Below are 20,433 nucleotides of genomic sequence, written 5' to 3'. Positions count from 1 at the left end.
CGCGGCGGACAACCGTCCGTCGCGCCACTGTCGTACCGGCATACCGTCGTCGCGCCGGGCAGACGTATCCGCCCTCCCGGCCATGCATCCGGCGGACCGGCGAAGGAAGGGGGGCGTACACATGCGCATCGCGTTGCTCACCGAGGGTGGCTACCCGTACGCACGAGGTGAAGGTGGCGCCTGGTGCGACCGGCTCGTGCGCGGGCTTCCGGGCCACGAATTCGAGGTGTACGCGCTCAGCAGGTCCGAGCGGACGGAGGCCGGGGGACGGGTCGAACTGCCGTCGCAGGTACGGCGGGTGCGCAGCGAGCGCCTGTGGGGCGCGCCGCCGGAGGACGACGGCAGCCGCGGCCGGGCGGCCCGCCGGGCGCGCCGCCACCGGTTCCTGCACCACTACCGGGAGCTGGTCGCCGCGCTGGCGGGCGGCGACGAGGGATCCGCCGCGGGCCGCACCGATGACGTCATCGGCGTGTCCGGTGCGGGAGCCGACGGCTACGGAGGTGCCCGGGCGGACCGTTTCGCCTCCGGTCTGTACGGGCTGGCCGAACTCGCCCACGAGGACGGCGGACTGCCCGGGTTGCTCCGGTCCGAGCAGGCGCTGCGCGCCCTGGAGGACGCCTGCCGCGCTCCCGGCGTACGACCCCTGCTGGCCACCGTCGGCGTGGCGGACCTGCTCACCGCCGCCGAACTTCTGGAACGCGCCCTGAGACCGCTGTCCGCGCCCTGGTACGAACCGGACGAGCTCGGCGCCGCCGATCTGTGCCACGCCGTCTCCGGCGGTCCCGCGACCCTTCCCGGCCTGCTGGCCAAACGGTTCTTCGGAACGCCGCTCCTGGTCACCGAGTACGGCGTCCGGCTGCGCGAGGCGCTCCTCGCGCACCGCGCCTCCGGCCTCTCCGCCGAAGTCCGCGCGCTCCTGACCGCGTTCCACCGGCTGCTCGCCGGTGAGTCCTACCGCGAGGCGGCCCTGATCACCCCGGGCAGCACCCACGCCCGCCGCTGGCAGGAACGCTGCGGCGCCGACCGCTCCCGGCTGCGGACCGTCTACCCGGGCATGGAGGCCGCCCGCTTCGCCCGCGCCGGCGAAGCCGCGGAAGCGGCCGGCGCGGACGCCCAGGGCGGGCACACCGACCCCACGCTCACCTGGGTCGGCCGCCCGGACCCGGCCAAGGACCTCATCGCGCTCCTGCACGCCTTCGACGCGATACGCACGGCGGAACCGGGCGCACGGCTCCGGATCCTGCACGTCCGCGGCGGCGTCGACTCCTACCTGGCGGGCTGCCGCACGCTGGCCGCCCAGCTCTTCCCCGACGAGGCCCAGGACGCGGTGACGGTCGGCGAGAGTCCCGTCACCTTCGAGGAGATCGGCTCACCCGGCGCACCACAGCTCGCCGACGCGTACGCCTCCGGTGACGTCGTCGTGCTGTCCAGCATCGTCGAGGGCTTCCCGCTGAGCCTCGTCGAGGCGATGTTCTGCGGCCGCGCGACGGTCTCCACCGACGTGGGCGCCGTCCGCGAGGTCATCGGCGGCACGGGGCTCGTCGTACCGCCCCGCAACCCCAAGGCGCTCGCCGACGCCTGCCTCGCGCTGCTGCGCGAGCCCGACCGCGCCGCCCGGCTCGGCGCCGCCGCGCGTGAGCGGGCGCTCGAACTCTTCACCGTCGAGCGGTGCGTGGGCGCGTTCCGCGAGATCTATCTGGAGCTCGTCGCGCACTGTCCGGTGCGCCGCGAGCCGCTGCTCGACACCGACGGCGTGCCGCGCCCGTTCTCCGAGCCCGCCGAGGCCCATGTCCCCGGCCGCCTCACGCCCGTGCTGCCCGCCCCCACCTGGGCCCGCCGCCCGCAACCCGCGGGCTTCCCGTTCCCGGGAGGTGACCTCGCATGACCGCCACCCGAGGCTCCGCGCAGGCCGCCCTCCTCGCCCGCATCCTCTCCGACGTCCCCACCGACCCGACCCCGCCCAACGAGACCTTCCCAGGCGCCGACCTCCTCCCCCCGGCCTTCCGCCGGGCGGCATCCGGCCCGGTGGATGATCCCGCGACCGCCGCGGAAGAGGTCCTGACCGACCGCACCGACGGCACCGACGGCACCGACGGCACCGACGGCGTCGACCGCCCGGCCGCCGGTCGCGCCGGTGACCCGGCTCCGGCCCCGGAGTCCGAGCCGGAGCGCGAGCAGGAGCCCGAGCGGGAGGACGGCATCGCGACGGCCGAAGCCGCAGCCGAGGGCCTGAGCGGCTGCGTGGGTCCTTCCGACGAGGCGGATCCCGCCGCGGCCCCGGACCGCGTGAACGCGGACGACACCATCGCGTGGCCGGAACACGACGCCGCCGCCGAAGACGCCGCCGAAGCCGCCTCCGGAGCGGAGCCGCTCATGGAGGCGCCCAGCCGCGGACTCGACGCGGCGGGCGACATCCGTGCGCGGGTCGTGGCGGCCCTGGGCTACGGCCCGGGAACGGACGGCCGCACGCCTCTGGCGGAGCCGGCTGTGGAGGGCGGGGTGTTGTTCTCGGGGGCGCGGCCTAGCCTGGCGGAGGCGGCTGCGGACGACCGGGTGTTGTTCTCGGGGGCGCGGCCGGGGCCGGTTCTGCTGGTCGGTGGCGGTGGGGTTCCCGCCTCGGCGGCGGGTCCGAGTGGCCGGGATACCGGTGGGTCGCACGCGCCGGAGTTGCCCGTCGTTGGCGGGGGTTCGTACCGCCCGGTGGAGGCGGCTGCGGACGACCGGGTCCTGCTGTCGGAGTTGCAGCCCGAGCTGACCCTGCCGGTCGGTGAGGGCGGGGGTCTCGCCTCGGCGGCGGGTCCGGGCGCCCGGGATGGTGACGTGCCGGATCGTGACGCCGAACCCGCCGGGAGGGCCTCGGTGGCGCGGCGGCGGGGGCCTGCTGATCCGGTGCGTGGGGTGATGCACCGGCATGAGGAGTTGTGCGCCGGGGCGGTGGATGTGCTGGAGATCGCCGCAGGGCTGGAGGCGCACGGTGTCACCGACCGGGTGGCGGGACGGTTCCGGCACCGGGACGTGTTCTCGCTCGCGGACGAGTTGTACGCCCGCGTCCCGCACGGCGCCGCGGGGGAGCGGGCCGGCGGGCAGCGGGTGGCGGCACGGGTCGGACCGGTACGGGTCGGGCTGCTGCATGTGGTGCCCGGCGCGGGCTGCGCCGCGGCGGCCGCGTTCGTGGTGCGGTCGCCCGCCGTCGGCGCGGTGATCGCCCTGCTCGTCGCGCTGGCCACCTGGGCGGCGCTGCGACGCGGCCCGCTGCGTAACGAGAGCGCCGGCGGGGTGCTCTCGGGCGGGTGGCTGCTGGCGTTCGCGCTGTGCGGCGGTCCGCTGCTGACGAGCCTGCTCGGCGCGCCGTTCGACCCGCCCGCCGGCGGCCCGTTCGTGGCGCTGGCCCTCACCCTGGCGCCCGCCGCGTGGTGCGCCCACCGGTTCGCGCTGCGGGCGCGGTCCGAACTCACGCCGAGCCGCGGGCTCGGGGAGTTCGCCGCCCGGGTGCGCCCGCTGCTCGCCGGCACCCTCGTGCTGTATCTCGCGGTGCTGCTCGCGCTCCTGTGGGCCGCCGCCGCGCTGGCCGGTCCCGCCGGTGTCGCCGGGGCGGCCGCCCTCGGGATGCTGCTGTTCACCGCCCGGCTGCTCGCGGTGCACGGCTTCACGCGGGCGGCCGCGTGGGGGACCGGCGCGCCGGCCGCACCCGAGGGAGCCGCGCTCGGCGCAGCCGTACTGCACCACGTGCCGGGCCTGGCCGCCGTCTCGGCCCCGGTCGAGTGGCTCGGCCCGGCGGCGATACCCGTCCTGGCCTGCGGCTGCGCCGCCACCGTCCTCGTAGTGCATGCCTTCCGCGCCCTCACCCGGGCCTCGGCGCACGGCACCGGTGCCCGCACGGGCACCCCCGCCGCCACCCACCCCCGTACGACAGACCTCCGCAACACCAACCAGGAGAAACGTTGATCACGCACCGAACGACCTCGCTCCGCCCACCGCGCGGGACAGCGCACCGGCAAGGACACCGGGTGGGGGGTGTCGGCCGATGAGAGTGCTGCTGCTCGGAGCCGATGGATTCCTGGGCCGGCACGTGGCCGAACGGCTGCTCGCCGACCCCGCCGTACAGCTGACCGCGCTGGGGCGCAGCGACGACGCCGATGTGCGGTTCGACCTGGCGAGCGGGGCGCCGGGAGCGCTGGCGCGGTTCCTGGACGCCGTGCACCCGGGCGTCGTCGTCAACTGCGCGGGCGCGACCCGCGGCGGGGCCCGGGACCTGACCCGGCACAACACGGTGGCGGTGGCGACCGTGTGCGAGGCGATGCGGCGCAGCAGTACCGGCGCGCGCCTGGTCCAGGTGGGCTGCGCCGCCGAATACGGTCCTTCGCCGGTCGGCGCGTCCACCGCCGAGGACGCGGTGCCGCGGCCGGGCGGCCCGTACGGGGTGAGCAAGCTCGCCGCGTCCGAGCTGGTGCTGGGCTCGGGTCTCGACGCGGTGGTGCTGCGGGTGTTCAGCCCGGTCGGCCCCGGCACGCCGACGAGTTCACCGCTGGGGCGGGTGGCCGAGGCGCTGCGCCGGGCGATGCAGAGCGGGGACGGCGAGCTGAAGCTCGGCGGGCTCGCCGTGCAGCGCGACTTCATCGACGTCCGTGACGTCTCGCGGGCGGTGCACGCGGCGTCGCTGTCGGCCGCGCAGGGCCTGGTGAACATCGGCTCCGGCCGGGCCGTACGGATGCGCGACATGGCGGCCGGGCTCGCGCATGTCGCGGGCTACGACGGCACCCTCCACGAGCTGGACGAGCCGCAGGTCGCGCCCGGCCCGCCCCCGTACCCCGACGGCTGCGGCATCTGGCAGCAGGCGGATGTGCGGACGGCCCGTGACCGGCTGGGCTGGCGGCCCCGTATCGGCCTCGAGGAATCGCTGGCCGACGTCTGGATGGAGGCGGCATGTCGCGTCTGACGCCGCCGCACTTCTGGGGTGCGGGGCTGCGCGACCGCTCCGGCGGGGCCGGCCCGGGAGCGGGCGGCCAGGCCCGTTCCGACCGGCTCGGCTTCGGCGTCCCGGTGAACGCGCACCCGCTGGTCGCACCGGCCGAGTGGGGTGAACTCGCCCGCCCGGGAACCCCGTTGCACTGGGTGGTGCTGAACGTGGCGCGCGGCCCCGGCACCCGGCCCGACCCGCTGTACACGGAGGCGGTGGCGCGGCTCCGGGAGAGCGGGGTGCCGGTCCTCGGTCATCTGGACGCCGGGCTCGGCGCCCGGCCGTTCGGCGCGCTCGTCTCGGACGCCTCCCACTACCTGGACTGGTACCGGGTGGACGGCTTCTACCTGGACCGCGCGCCGACGGAGCGTTCCGCGCTGAACGAGTGCCGCCGGGTGACGACGACGCTGCGGGCACTGCTGGCGGGGGACGACGGGGACAGCGCTGACAGTGATAGTGGCGACGGTGGTGACGGGCACATCGTGCTGGGGCACGGCACGCATCCGTATCCCGGGTACGCCGAGATCGCCGACCAGCTGGTGACGTTCTCCGGCCCCTGGACCCGGTACCGCTGGTCCGAGGCCCCGCAGTGGACGGCCGCGTACCCGCCGGAGCGCTTCGCGCACCTCGTCCACGGAGTGCCGCGGTCGCATCTGGTGACGGCGATGCGGATCGCGCGCTGGCAGGGCGCCGCCACCGTCTGCTTCACGGACCGCACAGACCGGGACGGCACCGACCCGTGGGAGGGGCTGGCCGGCTACTGGGACGAATCGGTGCGAACGTTACGAAAGCAGCCGCCGCCCAGTATCTGATCCCCTTCGGTCTCGCTCCTCGGACCGGGTGTCTCGGAATGAAGACCGGCGTGGCAGTGTTACGGAGAGAACCACCCGTACACCCGTATGCCTACCGATCCGGAGTCCCCGTGTCGCTGCCACCCCTGGTCGAGCCGGCTGCCGAGCTCACCGTCGACGAGGTCCGCAGGTACTCGCGCCACCTGATCATCCCCGATGTGGGGATGGACGGACAGAAGCGGCTGAAGAACGCCAAGGTGCTGTGTGTCGGCGCCGGCGGCCTCGGCTCGCCGGCCCTGATGTACCTGGCCGCCGCCGGTGTCGGCACGCTCGGCATCGTGGAGTTCGACGAGGTCGACGAGTCGAACCTGCAGCGCCAGATCATCCACAGCCAGGCGGACATCGGCCGTTCCAAGGCCCAGTCCGCGCGCGATTCCGTCCTCGGCATCAACCCGTACGTGAATGTCGTTCTCCACGAGGAGCGCCTCGAGGCCGAGAACGTCATGGAGATCTTCTCCCAGTACGACCTGATCGTCGACGGCACGGACAACTTCGCGACCCGCTACCTGGTCAACGACGCGTGCGTGCTGCTGGACAAGCCCTACGTCTGGGGCTCGATCTACCGCTTCGACGGTCAGGCGTCCGTCTTCTGGAGCGAGCACGGCCCGTGCTACCGCTGCCTCTACCCGGAGCCCCCGCCCCCCGGCATGGTCCCCTCCTGCGCCGAGGGAGGCGTGCTGGGCGTGCTCTGCGCGTCCATCGGGTCGATCCAGGTCACCGAGGCGATCAAGCTGCTCGCCGGTATCGGCGACCCGCTGGTCGGCCGTCTGATGATCTACGACGCGCTGGAGATGACCTACCGCCAGGTCAAGGTCCGCAAGGACCCGGAGTGCGCGGTCTGCGGTGAGAACCCGACCGTCACCGAGCTGATCGACTACGAGGCCTTCTGCGGCGTCGTCTCCGAGGAGGCCCAGGAGGCCGCCGCGGGTTCGACGATCACGCCGAAGCAGCTCAAGGAGTGGATCGACGACGGCGAGAACATCGAGATCATCGATGTCCGCGAGCCGAACGAGTACGAGATCGTCTCCATCCCGGGCGCCAAGCTCATCCCCAAGGGCGAGTTCCTGATGGGCACCGCCCTGCAGAACCTGCCCCAGGACAAGCGCATCGTCCTGCACTGCAAGACGGGCGTCCGCTCCGCGGAAGTCCTCGCCGTCCTGAAGTCCGCGGGCTTCTCGGACGCGGTGCACGTCGGTGGCGGCGTCATCGGCTGGGTACACACGGTCGAGCCGCACAAGCCGGTCTACTAGCGGTATCGCTGGTCGCGCATACGTTGAGGGCCCGCACACCGGAAACGGTGTGCGGGCCCTCACATGCGTGATCAGGAGCAGGTCGTGCCCTTCGCGGGGACCGTTCCCTCCAGCAGGTAGGCGTTGACGGTCTTCGTCATGCAGGTGTTGCCGCTGTTGTACGCGCCGTGGCCCTCGCCCTTGTAGGTGATCTCGATCCCGACGTCCGCGCCGAGCCCGGCTGCCATCTTCCCGGCGCCCTCGTACGGCGTGGCCGGGTCGCCGGTGTTGCCGATGACGAGCATCGGCGCCGCGCCCGGGGCGCTGACGTCAGGCGTCTGCCAGTTGCCCGGTACCGGCCAGCCGGTGCAGGCCGGGAGGCTCCAGGCCAGGAACTCGCCGAAGATGGCGGAGGCCTGACGGAACGCGGGCAGCTTCTCCCGCACCTGCTCCTGGGTGTAACGCTGCTTGGCGTCGGCGCAGTTGACCGCCGTGTTGGCCGGCATCAGGTTGTTGTACCGGCCGTTCTGGTCCCGGCCGGCGAACGAGTCGGCGAAGGCGAGCAGCAGATTGCCGCTGCCCGTCGCCTTGGCCTCCTTGAGCGCCATGGTCAGGTACTTCCAGTCGTCCTTGGAGTACAGCGTGGCGGCGATCCCGTTCGTCGCGATGGTCTGGGTGACCTTGCGGCCGTCGTCGGTCGGCAGCGGCTTCCCGTCGAGCTTCGCCAGGAACGCGGAGATCCACTGGTCGCCGGCCTGCCGGCTGCGGCCGGCCGGGCAGTTGGCGGTGTTCTTCGCGCAGTCCGTCAGGTAGTTGTCCAGCGCGAGCTGGAAGCCCTTCGCCTGGCCGATGCCGGCCTGCTCCGGGTCGAGCGTCGGGTCGACCACCCCGTCGAGGACCGCGCGGCCCACCGTGCCCGGGAACAGATGGGCGTAGACGCCGCCGAGCTCCGTGCCGTACGAGATGCCGAAGTAGTGCAACTGTTTGTCACCCAGCACCTGGCGCATCAGATCCATGTCGCGAGCGGCACTGATCGTGTCCACGTGCGGCAGCACGTCGCCCGAGTTCTGCACGCAGGCCGCGACCAGCTTCCGCAGATCTGCCTGCTGCGCCTGTACCTCGTCGGGTGTGTCCGGGGTCCCGTCGATCTGCCGCGAGACGTCCGTGGCCCGGTCGTCCAGGCACTTCACGCCCTGGCTCTCGCCGACGCCGCGCGGATCGAAGCTCACCAGGTCGTAGCGCGACCGCAGCTTCTCGTAGTCCTTCCCGAACGACGGCAGCGCGGCCACGCCCGACCCGCCGGGGCCGCCGAAGTTGAACACCAGCGACCCGATCCGGCCGCTGCCGGTGGCCTTGGCGCGGATCATCGCGAGACCGATGGTCGGCCCGTCCGGCTTCGCGTAGTCCAGCGGCGCCTTGAGCGTCGAGCACTGCCATTCGCTCCCGGGCGCCTTGCCGTCCGCGCCCTGCGCCACACTCGGCGCTGGGCACCGCCGCCAGCTCAGCTTCTGCCCGGTCAGCGACCCGGGCAGCGCGCCCGGCGCGCCGGCCGGCGGCGTGCTGCCTGTCACGGAGGCCGTAGCCGCGGGCTTGTCGTCCGCGGCCTTCGAGTCCCCGCCCCCGCACCCCGCCGCCCCCAGCGCGATGACCAACGCGACACCCACCACCGCGTCCCGCCGCACCCGTACGTTGCTCATGGATCTCCCACCCGTCGTTCCCAATGCGCGGATGATCCCATACGGGCGGATAGGTCTGCTTGCGGTTGCGGCACGGCGGTGGGTGGCGGCGGGGCGGACGATCAGCGGACGACGCTCTGGATCTCGCGGACGGTGACGGCCTTCGGCTCGTTGATGACGCCGTTGGGCAGCCCGGCCGGCGCACCGCCGTCGGAGCCGACCCAACTGACCTTCCACGTCGCGGTGACATTGAGCTGGTACGCCCCGGAGTGCTCCGTCGAACGGAGATACGTGACGCCGCAGGGCGGATTGCCGGTCGCACCCTTGGCGTACGCGGCGCCCACCTTGCCGTCCGGGGCGATCGGGCACTCACCCGAAGCGGGGAACACGGTGGCATCGGACGTACCGGGCTCGATCCGCACACTGCTCGCCTGCGCGGTGGTCTCCGCCCAGATCTCCTGGCCGCCGCCGAGGTTCACGGACGCGCGGACCTTCACCGGCGTGTACTTCTCCCGCAGCCACACCCACGTCGGCAGGTTGACCGTCTGCGTTGTCGTCGGGCTCATGGTGATGGTCACGCCCGGGAGACGCGTGCTCGCGAAGGCGAGTTTGGAGAGCATCTCCGGGGTGATGACGTGCCTCGTCGTGCCCGGCGGCCGCTCGCCGTTCGGCACCCACAGCGGATTCTGGTCGTTGCACGACATCTGGTCGAACGCGCTGGCGGCGGGGTTGGTGGACACGGCCCACCACTGGCCCTTGCCCTCCTGCTCGATGTTGAAGTCCTTGTACCCCTTGACGCCGGGGTAGTCGTAGCCGTCCTGGTAGTGCGCGAGGTCCATGCCCATGGCGGTGGAGAAGCTGCCGTGGACGTTGGGGGACTGCTCCTTGTAGCTCTTGGTGTACTCGTCCTTGAACTGCTGGGCGCTGTACTTGGGCCCGAACCAGCAAGGCGGCGGCGTCCAGGACGTATCGACCGAGGCGATCCGCTTGCGGCCGGGGTCGGTGGCGCCGGGTGTCACGGGCACCACCGAGTATCCGGCGGCGGCGTTGAGGTTGCGGGTGTCGTTGCCACCCGACACATGTGTCTTCGGCGGAATGGGAATCGTGTCGTTGGCGTAGCTCGTTCCCGCCGCGGAAACGACGGTGACGGCAGCGAGGGCCAGCGCCCGGCGCAGCGGTATCGAGCCACCTATTGCTTGCACTGCAGGGCACTCTCCTTCACTTCGATGGATGCCGCCTGCCACAGATCGACGTTGGGCCTGAACTTGATCAGGACGATGTCGTAGAACCTGTAGCTCTCATTGTTCTCCGGGGTGACGGCGACCTTTCCGGTCGGGATCGCCTTGCTGTACAGCTTGGCCTGGTTGTTGCAGAAGGTGACCTCGGCGGAAGTCTTGTTGGCCGCGACCTTGATGACGGGACGGTAGTAGTGGTCGGTGCCGGTGAGCGTGCTCTTGGCGTCCACATGGCGCTGGACATAGCTCTTGCCGTACACGAGCGCGCTGTCCGTCGCGTAATTGGCCAGGCCGCTCTTCGTCACGCTCTGCTTCACGACTCCGTGCACCAGTGACTGCATGAAGTTCGCCGTGGCGGCCAATGCGACCGCCTGCGTGTGGTCCGACGGCCTCGGCCAGTCGAAATTCAGCTTCAGGTCGGCGGGTAGCGCCAGGCTCGGGTCGATCGTCAACGGGGCGGCGGTCGGCGCGGCAGTGGTCGCGGCGGCGGACGGTGCGGTCGTCGGGACGCCGTCGATCGTGTCGGACGTGCCGTCGGATCCGCCCCCGCCGCAGGCGGTGAGCAGCAGGGCGGTCGCCGTCGCGAGGGCGGCGGCGGTGAGCGCTGTGGGGGCTCGCATAAAAGTGAAGGGCTCCCGGTCGGTGGGTGGGCACCGGCGGGTCAGCGTTGGGTACGTCCCCGAGGTCCCCGTACGTAGGACGTATGACGTTACCCAAGCCGCGCGGGGGGATCGAGGGAGAGTCTGTGCCTAATGCGTCACGTTCATGTCACCGCCGGAAAACGACACCGGCCGGGCGGCCGGGCCTACCGGTTCCGGGCCGGAGGGTCAGGGCTTTCCGTGATGAACCGGAAGGTGGAGGTGACGGCGTCGAAGATGTCGTGGAATGCCTCGGCGAGATCCAGGACGGGGCTGGCGCCGGAGATCAGGATGATCTGGTCGGTCGTCCCGGGAATGGGGATGAAGGTCTGGGTGAGAGCCATGCGCACCGTTCGGGTGTCGCCCTGCTCGATGGGGATGTCCTCAACGCCGTTGGTGCGGGCGGCCGTGCCGACTTCGGGAATGTCGACAGTCGTGACCGTGCGCCAGGCGTCGCCCTCGCGGCGCGGGGTGATGGTGGCGAGGCTGCCCGCGATGGCGAGGGGGTCGGTGGACAGGGCGGCGCCCTGGCGGTTCTGCGCGCCCAGCACGGTGACCGTCACGGTGGCGGAGAGCGGTACGCCCTCGAATCCCTCGGCCATGCAACCGCAGTAGATCGCACCGGAGTCGTAGGCGTCACGCGCCATCCTGCGCAGCAGGGCCGTGAGATCGGCCCGGTAGGGCGCCAGTTCGGGTGTGTCCCGGACCCTTTCGTCGACCATCGCCCGGACGGTGGCATCCCGGCCTTCCGGCCGTACGTCGAACTCCCACCACGACTCGGGCACGGACAGCGAGACCGCGAAGGCCTGGGCCGGCGTATCGACGGGACCGTGGGGATCGACGGCCGGGTTGGTGCTCACGCCTTGGGCTCCTTCGTGCCGGGCCGCTGCTGCGGCTTGGTTGCCTTCTCCAGCTCCTGGGCCAGATCGGTATCCACTTTGCGGATCTCGCGTACGACGGTCGTGGCCATCTTCTCCAGACCCGACAACTGCTTGTCGATGTCGCCGCGGCCGTCCTTCCAATGCGACTCGAAGTGATCGAGCGCCCCGGCCACGCTGCCGTCCCCGAGATCGTTCTCGAACTCGTGGAACAGGTTCCTCGTCCCGTTCAGCCGCTGCGTGATCGAACCGAGGAGCCCGGCGAAATCCTCGAGCGCATCGAGCGGTATCGCAAGCCTGTCATCGGTCACTACGTCCCCCACATCCTGGCTACGGTAGTTCGGTTTCGATACTTCACGTACTGCTGTGTTCCGAAGAAATGTCACCCCGGTCAGGGAAGGGGGATGCCGAGCGATTCGCTGATTTCCATCAATCGGTCAACGGGAATTTCGGGAGCCAAGAAGTTCATATCCCGGGCATGGTTCATGAACTCCTGCGGTGGGGCTACTTTGTGATAGAGAACGTAATCGGCCCAGGCGAGATCCCAGGTCCACTCGCCGTCGGTCATGATGCCGACGCGCACTCGCATGTCCTCATTCTCTGCGAAGGGGTCGGCGACGGAGCCCGGTGAAATGATCAGCGCCTCTGCCGATTCAAGGAACTCTGCAAGACGTGCCACTTCGTCCTCGGACAGAGTGTTTGGGGTCGCTTCCATTGAATGGGCGGTTTCGGAGATCCGATGGGGGGCCGATACTGAAGTCATGAAACCTATCCGTTCCCTGGGGTGAATGTTTCGTATTTTCCACGAATGCTCGGGTGGATTGACTTTCCGGCGGCGTCGAAGGGTGCTACGGCTATCTTCCCGTTCGGGTAGACCCACAAGAAGTCGTTGGGAGCCTCAACCGTTGTACCAAGATGGTTCGCCAGGTTCTGGGCAAAACCATTGGGTACCTTACCGGTCGAGCACGACAGAAGGCGAACCGGTTCGCCGTTCCAGCCGTTTGCCTTCATGAGGGCCGCAAGTTCTCTGTGATTGAAGTTGTGCCAATTCTCGGGAAGGTGGGCCGCGCCACTCTTTATCTGATATCCAACGCTCGTCGGACTGCCATGTATGCCTACGTCAAAGCTTCCATTGTGCGGAATTCTATCCATGTATTTTCGAAGCTGATCGCCGGGTGCGAAGAGTTTCATTCCAGGGCGCCCGTCCTTGAAGCCCGTGATCTCCAAGGCGAGCGTTTTGGCGCCGCGGGCCGAGAGCCCCTTCGCTAGGCTGACGACTGCGACTTTTCCGCCGCGGAGCCCCGCTGCGGCTGCGCGTACTCCGTTTGCTATCCCCTGCAAACCATTCTTGATGGACCCCAGCGCGTGGGCACCGATCTTGAGGAGGCCGCCGGCCTTCCAGAGTTCTTTCAGCTTGCCAAGACTCGTCAGGCCCTTGGTCATGGGTATGCAGTCGAGGACGGCGAAAGCCACATCCCAGAGGCTGGCTTCGCCGTGCACGTATTTGTTGATGGTGTCGGCGAGAACGACGAGTGCGGCGGCGACCACCAGCCATGCGAGCGGGCCGCCGACGATCATGACGATGATGCCGGCGATCGCCACGATCCATTTGCAGACGGTGACGATCTCATCCCAGTGGTCGGCGACCCAGTGGACCGCCTTCTCCCACCAGTGCCGGTTGCGGATCCCGGCGTCGGATGCCTCGTGGAGCTTGGTGACCGTCCGCTTGGCGGCGTTCTCCCGCATGCCGCGCGCCTGTTCGGCCAGCCGCTTCGCCGCGTCCAGCGCGGTCTGTGCGGTGGTGACCGCGGTCTGGCACTCGGTGTGCCGCGCCGTGGCCTGGCTCGCGTTGCGGGTGGCCTGGCGGACCTCGTCCGAGTCCGGCTTGGGGATGTCCTTGCCGGGGTTCTTGGCCGGGTCGTACTCGTCCGCCTTGGCGGCGGCGGTGCGGACCCAGTCGTTCGCACTGTTCAGGTTGGTCTGCGCGGTGGAGAGGTGCGCGCGGGCGGTGCGGCCGTCGGACAGGGCCTTGTCCGCCTGGCGCTGGCAGTGGTCCAGTTCGGGCCAGTACGCGGCGAGCGCGTCGGCGGCGAGCCGGTAGGACTTGTGCAGCTTGGTGAGATTGCCCGGCACACCGTCGAATTCGTCGCGGAACGCCTCGGCGGACAGCCCCGCCCACTGCAGGATCGCGTCCTCGCTCTGCAGTCCCTTGACCTGACGTAGCGCGCCCTCGACATCATCGGCGAAGTCGTCCAGGCGCGTCGCCAGGGTCTTGACCCGGTCCGGATCACCGGGCGTCGGGTCGCCGTCGAGATCGAGTAAGTGCCAGTCGGTTGGGCGGTGCCCCATGCGATCGTTCCCCCGTGAAGTCGTCGACGTACGACGTTACCCAAGTGGTTCACAGGGATCGACGGAGTATCTGTGACTGATGTGTCACGTCGATGTAACCGACAACGAGGGCTGCGACGTCGGGGAAGAGGCGACCTTCTCCCCGGAGTTGCAGCCCTCGCCGGGCGTCAGGGCAACGTCTACCAGTAGCGGTTCTCGATCATCGCCTCCAGGGAGGTGCGGTGCATGATCAGGTCGTCCGGGTCGCTGGGGAGGGGGCGTTCGCCGAAGTGGATCTGGCGGTAGCCGATGCGGAGCATGACGTTGGCGTGCCGGAGGGCCGCGTACAGGGTGTGGAAGTCCAGGTCGCGGGGGGTGTGGCCGGTGGCGTCGCGGTAGCGGTCGGCGATGGCGTCGCGGGTCATGAAGTCGGGGAGGCCCGGGTAGCCGGTCTGTTCCGTCAGGTCCTGGAAGAAGCGGTGGAGGTAGATCATCCAGCCGAGGTCGAGCTCACGGGGGCCGAGGGCGGCCATCTCCCAGTCGAGGACGGCGACAGGGTCGAAGCCCGCGTAGAGGATGTTGCCGATGCGGGCGTCGCCCCAGCTCAGGACGGTGGGGCCGGGGTCGTCCGGCCACAGTTCGTCGAGCCGGTCGAAGGCGCGCTCGATGAGCGGGGAGCGGGGGCGGCCGTCGACGACCCAGTGGTAGTACTCGCGTTGGGCCGTCACATGGTCGCGCAGGGCGTCGCCGGAGGGCCCGGCCAGGAACGCGACCGGTTCCACCGGGACGGTGTGCAGCTCGGCCAGGACGTCGACGGTGGAGCGCTGGAGGTGCTCGCGGTCGGCGGGTTCGGCTTCGTAGAGCCAGTTGTCGCCGTAGGTGTACGGCATGACGTCGGGCGGTACTCGGCCCTCGACGCGTTCCATGACGAAGAACGGCGCGCCGAGCGGCGCCGGGTCGGTCTCCAGCCACAGCAGGGCCGGGACCGGGGTCTTGCTGTGCTGGGCGACGGCCTGGATGGTGCGGTACTGGCGCTCCATGTCGTACACGGGGAAGGCCGCGTACGCGTCGGGGTCCGCGGCCAGCCGCAGGACGCAGGGGCGCAGCTGCTGGCGGGCGGTGCCGGCCCGGTGCGGCACCGCGAGGTCGAACAGAACGGTCTCGCTGGACATGCCGTTGGAGGACGGGACGTGGAAGGTGCGGGTGTGCGCGCCGGGTTCGCGGGCGTGCAGCCAGGCGTCGAGCCGCTGCCGGAGGAGCTGGGGATCGCGGGTGCTGGTGGTCATGTGCGGTGCGGGGGGTGGGGTCGGGCTCGACACGGGTCCTCCTTGCGGGCCTTGCCGGACAGGGCTTCGGCTACTCCCCATTCCTTGCCGGAATCGGCGGGGAGTACGCGGGGCTGCTCCAAAGGGCTACGAGCCGTGGGCCGACAGGGTTACGGCGCCACCGAGTCGAAGCCGGTGAACCCGCTCGGGTCGTGCCGCCCGAAGCTGCCGTGCTCGAAGATGCCGTAGCCGGTGGCGCCGTCCCAGGTGAAGCGGGCCGCGTGGTCGATGACGCCGTACGCCGCCAGGCCCAGGCCCGCCGGGTCCGCCAGGTCGTACGTGCGGCGGTCCAGCCAGCCGCGGCCCTTCCACTCGCCGTGCTGCCAGTCGCCGGCCGGCGGGTATCCGGCGCCGACCGCGAGCGGGCTGCCGCCCAGCAGTTCGACGTGGATCTCGATCGGCTTGCGGTCGGCCCCGGTGAGGTGGATGACGGCCGACTCGGGGTGCCGGCTGCCGGAGCGGTACGTGATGTCGACGTGGGCGCGCCCGAGTTGCTCGTCGGGGCGGCCGGCGTCCGCGGGGTGTACGAGGACGGCGCTGTCGAGGGTGCGGTAGCCGTCGGCGTCCTCCTGGAGGATCACCATGACGAAGCGGTCCTCGAAGCGGATCGGGATCCACAGCCAGTGGAAGCCCTCGGCACGGAACTCCTCGGCGGCCCGGCCGGGCGCCTCGCCGGGGATGGGGCGGACGCCCCAGCTGCGGTCGCGGGTGGCGGTGAAGCGGCCGCGTTCCACGGTGATCTCCTGGCCGCCGGCGCGGATCACGCCGTGGCAGCTGCCGGCCTGGCAGAACCGGTTGGCTTCGAGGAAGAGCCGGTCGCCGGTGTACTGGATGTGGTGCGGCTCCTCGACGGCCGGGAAGTCCGCCTCCCAGACCAGGTCGAAGGAGAGGCTCGAAGCCTCGTCGCCGTCCGGGTCCGCGCCGTCCGGGTCCGGTTCCTGCGGTTCGCACACCAGCCGCAGCCGTTTGAGCGGTTCCTGGACCTCGATCCGCAGCGGTCCGACCTGCTGCCGCATCCGGTCCTCGCCGAGCGCGTCCGAGGCTCTGACGGCGATGATCCGGTCGCCCTGGAGCAGCGTCGCGTAGGCGTCGGTGACGCCGAGGTTCGGGTAGACGCCGAGGCCGGTGATGAGCAGCGCCCGGCCCTCGTGGTCGAAGACCTGGAAGATCGACCGGTCGTAGGCGTTGCGGTCACCGCTGGCGACATGGCGCATGGATCGGGCGATCTGGTGCACGGGGTACTCGTCCAGCGGAACGGGGCGTTGGGGCACGGCCGTCTCCTCCTCCTCGGTCTCCTCGGTGTCGAGAATTCCCTGACGGTACGTCAGTTATGGAGGCCGGGCCTAGATCCGTGCACGTATCACTCGGATTTCGGGCCGTACGCGGCGGCGGGCGCGGCGAACGACCCCTTCGGCTCCCACGCCAGGTCCGGATAGGCCGCTCCACGGCCCGACGGCAGCATCCTGACCACGCCGTACGCGGCCGGATCGAGGTCATGGCGCGGGCCGGGGGAGGCCGCGGGGGAGAAGCCCGTGTCGTAGTTGATGCCCTTGGCGCGCAGGGGAGTTCCTTCCGGAGGCGAGAGGGGGAGCGACGTGTGTCAGGCCGCGACGGTCTCCGTCGCCATGGCACTCGCCTCCGACGCGGCGCCTTCGTCGGCCGCCTTCACCTCGTCCGCGATCATCCGCTCGATCGGGTTGGTGGCGATGCCGCCGACCACCGCGGCGAGGAGGACGGACGCGATCAGCAGGACGGTCGACAGCCAGACCATGGTGGAGACCGGGAGGATGAAGGCCAGCACGATCCGCGCGACGCACTCGCTCAGCATGGAGACGCCCCAGATCGTGCTGAACAGCAGCTCCGCCCGCCGGAAGCGGGCGCTTCCGGCCGACAGCCGGTCCCAGGCGAGGATGTTGGCGGCCTTGCCCTTCGTCATGAACGGCTTCAGGCCGACCGACATCAGCGGCTTCCCGGTGGCGGCCGCGATCAGTACGGAGATCCCCACCACGCTGCTGAGTGCCGAGTCCTTGACGATCATCAGCCGCGCGTCGCCGGTGACGAAGCTGAGGACGATTCCCACCAGGTTGACCACCAGCATGATGCCGGCGAGCCCGTTGAACGACCGGTCCCGGGCCGCCGCAACGACGGTGCGGACAGCGGGGACGATGCTGCTCAGCATGAGCGACGCGACCAGGCCGACGCCGAAGCCGTTGTGCAGCAGGTAGTACGAACCGAGCGGCACGGCGATGTCGAGGACGAGCGGCTTCAGCATTGTGACCAGCGGGTTGGACTCCTGCTCGGTCTCAGCGGCCTTGCTCTGCGTCTCCTGCTGCACCTGCTGGACCTGCGTCATGTCCGGGCTCCTCCGTGAGAACTTCTGGTAGGAAGAGCTTCGCGCGGAGGGTGGTGCGCTCGGCAGAGCTGGATCTCCAGGCTTCGGCAGTACAAATGTCCTGGCCGGATCGCGGCGATCCGGCCAGGACATCCGTTACTTCCGTGGAGACGGCCGCGCCGTCGGATGCGCGGGCCGCACCGTCACCTCAGATCGATCGAGAAGATGCCGCGGCCGTGCGTCGCCGCGTACAGGCGCCCGTCGGGGCCCGTCCTGATCTGCAGGACGGCCACGGCGGGAAGGTGCCCCACGCGCTTCCAGCCGGTGCTGCCGGGTGCCCGGTAGATGACGCCCAGGTCGGTCGCGAGTACCAGGCCGCCGCCCGGGAGGGCGACGAGGGAGTCGGACGGCACGTCGGGCATGTTCGACGAGATGTCCTTCCACGTGGTGCCGCCGTCCGTGGACTCGAAGACATGGCCGACACCGGCACCGGGACCTTCGGTCCAGTGCCGGGAGAAGCCATTGACCGCGAGGTACACGTGGTCGGCGTTCCTCGGGTCGATGGCGAAGCCGGAAAGGTATCGGTTGGGTACGGTGCCGTCCGCCCCGGTCGCGGGGAGGTCGATCTGGTGCCAGCCGGTGCCGTCCGCGTTGCCGACGGCGATGCCGCGCGTGAAACCCTGGTTGTTGCAGGGGCCGCACCACGCCGCGTAGACCTTGCCGCCGGAAGCGGCCACCGCGGTGGCGGTGTGGCCTTCTCCGAGGTCGAAGGCGTTGGTCCACTCGCCGGAGCTGCGGATCGCGTAGCCATGGCTCTGCGTCCAGACGTGCCGGCCGCCGGCCACCCAGGCGTTGCTGTTCCTGATGTCCGCCGCGAGCGGGGCGATGAAGCGGGCCTCCCCGGTGGCGTTGTCGGCCGGGGCGACGGAGTACGAGGTGGCCTTCGTCGGGTCGGTGGTCCATGAGCCGTCGTTCACGGCACAGTTCTGGGTGACCTGAACCGCCAGATAGACGTATTCCTGCGCGATGTTGCAGCCGTTGGCCGGGTCGGTGATCGTGTCGGCGCCGTCGCCGCCGAAGTTGGAGCCCATGACGGTGTCGTGCGGACGCAGAACGGACTGCCCGTTGTCCTGCAGGCCGCCGTTGACCGCCACCCCGCGGAAGGCCGGGTCCTTGCCGATGCCCACCGAGTAGTACTGCAGGGTGTCGATGGTGCCGTCATTGAGCGAGGCCCAGTCCGTGGCATGACCGGACGAGTCCTGCGCGCCGTTCACCGGGCGGCGGTAGACGCCACCGTCGTTGCCCGCGTAGAAGTACGTTCTGCCGTGGTAGCTGCCGATGGCGGCCGCGTGCTGGTCCGGGTGGACGGTCTGGCTGCAGGCGCCGGTCTGCCGGGACGGATCAATGCTCCAGCAGGGGAAGTTGAAGTTCCAGTACGGTCCGACGGCCGACCAGGTCGCACCGGCGTTCGTCGTCTCGAAGACCTCTTCCAGACCGGCGTAGAGGTGGTCCGCGTTGTTGGGGTCCACCTGCAGAAACTGGTTGTACCAGGCCTGCACGCCCGGCATGAAGCCACTGCTGTTCAGCGCCGATCCGGCGGCGCTGAGGGTCGGATAGTCCGCGATCCGGGTCCACGGACCCAGCGGAGAGCCGGACTTGGAGGTGTAGATCCCCGCCAGCGAGCTGTCCGGATTGGCGGCCTGCTGAGCGGGGGACTGGTCGATGGCGTAGTAGCGCGAACCGTCGGCCGAGCGGGCGAAGGTGACGTTGCCGACGTCGGTCGCGGCGGTCGGCAGATCGCCGAGTGACGTGACGCGTTGCCAGCTCCCGCCGGTCTTCGCGTAGAAGCCGTTGTACGTGTCGCCGCTGCGCCAGCCGACGGCGAGGACCACCCGCGAGGGTTGCTTCGGGTCGATCGCGACGTCGTTGGCGATGTTCTTGTACGGCGCGGACGGGTCGTTCGCCTGCGAACCTCCGGGCAGGAAGTCCGGGTTGGGGGCGAACTCCAGTTTCCAGGGGCCGCGGGTGTGGCTGACGGAGTGGCTCCACACGCCGCGGCTCGTCGACGCCCACACCGTGTCGCCGCCGAAGCGCAGGGTGTGGACGGTGGTGTTGTCCAGTTCCTTGCCGCCGACCCGGCTGTACGCCGAGAACGTGCCGTGCCGCGGATCGGACAGCAGGTACACACCGCTGCCGAGGTAGGCGTCCGCGTTGGTCGTCGCCTCGCCGGTGCCCAGCCAGAGCCTGCCCGCGCTGTCCAGCGCGAGTGCCCCGGTGGCCTGGGCGGGCAGGGCGTCGCTGATGGCCTGCCAGTTGCCGCCGCCGGTACGGGATCTCCACACCCCGCCGCCCGCACTGCCCTCGTAGACATAGCCGGCGTTGTCGGCGACCAGGGCCGCGGTGCGGCCGGTGACGTTGCCGGCGCCGCCACTGGAGTTGGAGTCGATGTCGCGGTAGCGCGGATCGTCGGCGTTGTAGACGAGACCGGTGTCGTGCCGCCAGGTCCCGCCCGTGTTCGGGAGGGTGTTGAGGGCCGCCCAGGCGGCACCGTACGCGCCGGGCTGGATGACGCCGGGGGAGGTGCGGGCCTCGGCGAACTGATCCGCACCCTCGGCTATCTCGTCGGCCTCACCGCCCTCGTCGCCGTCGGTGGCGGCCGTGGCGGCACGTGCGAGGGTGCTGGTGACGGAGTGCGGTCGGGGGCTGCCGTGGCCGGGTGCGGCTCCGGCGGGTACCGCGATGAGCGCGGCTGTCGCGGTGATGGCGCAGATCGTGAGCCATCGCCTCTTGCGGGTTGGTGCCGACATCAGTTCCTCCCCGGTGGAGCCCGGATGGGCCGGTGCGAAGGTGTGCACGCCAGACCCGACCATGGGAGGGGGAGGAAGAGATGCTGAAAGGAGGGAACTTGGGCAAAGTTTGACGAGAACCTGTCAGTCGATCACAGCTGCCCCGACCTGGAGGCGACGGGCATCGTCCGCCGGCGG

At 70.5% G+C, this 20,433-nt stretch carries 16 protein-coding genes; 5 read left to right on the top strand and 11 right to left on the bottom strand.

Annotation, left to right across the window (positions count from 1 at the left end; translation table 11 throughout):
• Positions 1 to 121 precede the first annotated feature (121 nt).
• From G3I60_RS13960 to moeZ, 5 genes are all read left to right on the top strand, one after another.
• A complete protein-coding gene (locus G3I60_RS13960) occupies positions 122 to 1,885 on the top strand; it encodes a DUF3492 domain-containing protein (RefSeq protein WP_164295269.1) in 1,764 nt (587 codons plus the stop codon).
• On the top strand, positions 1,882 to 3,945 hold the full coding sequence (locus tag G3I60_RS44570; protein ID WP_203672891.1) for a hypothetical protein: 2,064 nt from the start codon (positions 1,882 to 1,884) through the stop codon (positions 3,943 to 3,945). Before G3I60_RS13960 ends, G3I60_RS44570 begins: the two co-directional genes overlap by 4 nt.
• A gap of 79 nt (positions 3,946 to 4,024) precedes the next feature.
• Entirely contained in the window at positions 4,025 to 4,936 is a 912-nt protein-coding gene (locus G3I60_RS13950) for an NAD(P)-dependent oxidoreductase (RefSeq protein ID WP_138350974.1), read from the top strand.
• Entirely contained in the window at positions 4,924 to 5,769 is an 846-nt protein-coding gene (locus G3I60_RS13945; protein WP_164298443.1) for a spherulation-specific family 4 protein, read from the top strand. Before G3I60_RS13950 ends, G3I60_RS13945 begins: the two co-directional genes overlap by 13 nt.
• A gap of 110 nt (positions 5,770 to 5,879) precedes the next feature.
• Entirely contained in the window at positions 5,880 to 7,058 is a 1,179-nt protein-coding gene (gene moeZ, locus G3I60_RS13940) for an adenylyltransferase/sulfurtransferase MoeZ (protein WP_138350972.1), read from the top strand.
• Between the two features lie 71 nt (positions 7,059 to 7,129).
• Here the strand turns inward: moeZ and G3I60_RS13935 are convergent, their stop codons facing one another.
• From G3I60_RS13935 to G3I60_RS13885, 11 genes are all read right to left on the bottom strand, one after another.
• Complete coding sequence (locus G3I60_RS13935; protein ID WP_164298445.1) at positions 7,130 to 8,734, bottom strand: alpha/beta hydrolase; 1,605 nt, start codon at positions 8,732 to 8,734, stop codon at positions 7,130 to 7,132.
• A 101-nt stretch (positions 8,735 to 8,835) separates the two neighbouring features.
• Entirely contained in the window at positions 8,836 to 9,915 is a 1,080-nt protein-coding gene (locus G3I60_RS13930; protein ID WP_164298447.1) for a hypothetical protein, read from the bottom strand.
• Positions 9,903 to 10,568 carry a hypothetical protein gene (locus G3I60_RS13925; protein ID WP_164298449.1) on the bottom strand — a complete coding sequence of 222 codons (666 nt, stop codon included), beginning with the start codon at positions 10,566 to 10,568 and terminating at the stop codon, positions 9,903 to 9,905. Before G3I60_RS13925 ends, G3I60_RS13930 begins: the two co-directional genes overlap by 13 nt.
• A gap of 185 nt (positions 10,569 to 10,753) precedes the next feature.
• Positions 10,754 to 11,308: a hypothetical protein gene (locus G3I60_RS13920; RefSeq protein WP_239069826.1), complete on the bottom strand. Its 555-nt coding sequence runs from the start codon at positions 11,306 to 11,308 to the stop codon at positions 10,754 to 10,756.
• A 134-nt stretch (positions 11,309 to 11,442) separates the two neighbouring features.
• Positions 11,443 to 11,775 carry a hypothetical protein gene (locus tag G3I60_RS13915; protein ID WP_164298452.1) on the bottom strand — a complete coding sequence of 111 codons (333 nt, stop codon included), beginning with the start codon at positions 11,773 to 11,775 and terminating at the stop codon, positions 11,443 to 11,445.
• 80 nt (positions 11,776 to 11,855) lie between these two features.
• The gene (locus G3I60_RS13910) at positions 11,856 to 12,227 is read right to left on the bottom strand and encodes a hypothetical protein (protein ID WP_164298454.1); all 372 of its coding nucleotides are present in this window, start codon (positions 12,225 to 12,227) and stop codon (positions 11,856 to 11,858) included.
• Positions 12,228 to 12,232: 5 nt separating this feature from the next.
• Entirely contained in the window at positions 12,233 to 13,813 is a 1,581-nt protein-coding gene (locus tag G3I60_RS13905) for a WXG100 family type VII secretion target (protein ID WP_164298456.1), read from the bottom strand.
• Positions 13,814 to 13,992: 179 nt separating this feature from the next.
• On the bottom strand, positions 13,993 to 15,078 hold the full coding sequence (locus tag G3I60_RS13900) for a phosphotransferase family protein (RefSeq protein ID WP_164298481.1): 1,086 nt from the start codon (positions 15,076 to 15,078) through the stop codon (positions 13,993 to 13,995).
• Positions 15,079 to 15,227: 149 nt separating this feature from the next.
• A complete protein-coding gene (locus G3I60_RS13895) occupies positions 15,228 to 16,388 on the bottom strand; it encodes a hypothetical protein (protein WP_164298458.1) in 1,161 nt (386 codons plus the stop codon).
• Positions 16,389 to 16,717: 329 nt separating this feature from the next.
• On the bottom strand, positions 16,718 to 17,470 hold the full coding sequence (locus G3I60_RS13890) for a VC0807 family protein (RefSeq protein WP_239069815.1): 753 nt from the start codon (positions 17,468 to 17,470) through the stop codon (positions 16,718 to 16,720).
• A 182-nt stretch (positions 17,471 to 17,652) separates the two neighbouring features.
• The gene (locus tag G3I60_RS13885; RefSeq protein WP_164298460.1) at positions 17,653 to 20,256 is read right to left on the bottom strand and encodes a glycosyl hydrolase; all 2,604 of its coding nucleotides are present in this window, start codon (positions 20,254 to 20,256) and stop codon (positions 17,653 to 17,655) included.
• Between the last annotated feature and the right edge of the window lie 177 nt (positions 20,257 to 20,433).

This window comes from Streptomyces sp. SID13666 (genome assembly GCF_010548325.1).
Classification (GTDB): Bacteria; Actinomycetota; Actinomycetes; order Streptomycetales; family Streptomycetaceae; genus Actinacidiphila; species Actinacidiphila fildesensis.
The sequence above is the reverse complement of the archived record's forward strand: the minus strand, read 5'-3'. Positions and strand labels throughout refer to the sequence as shown.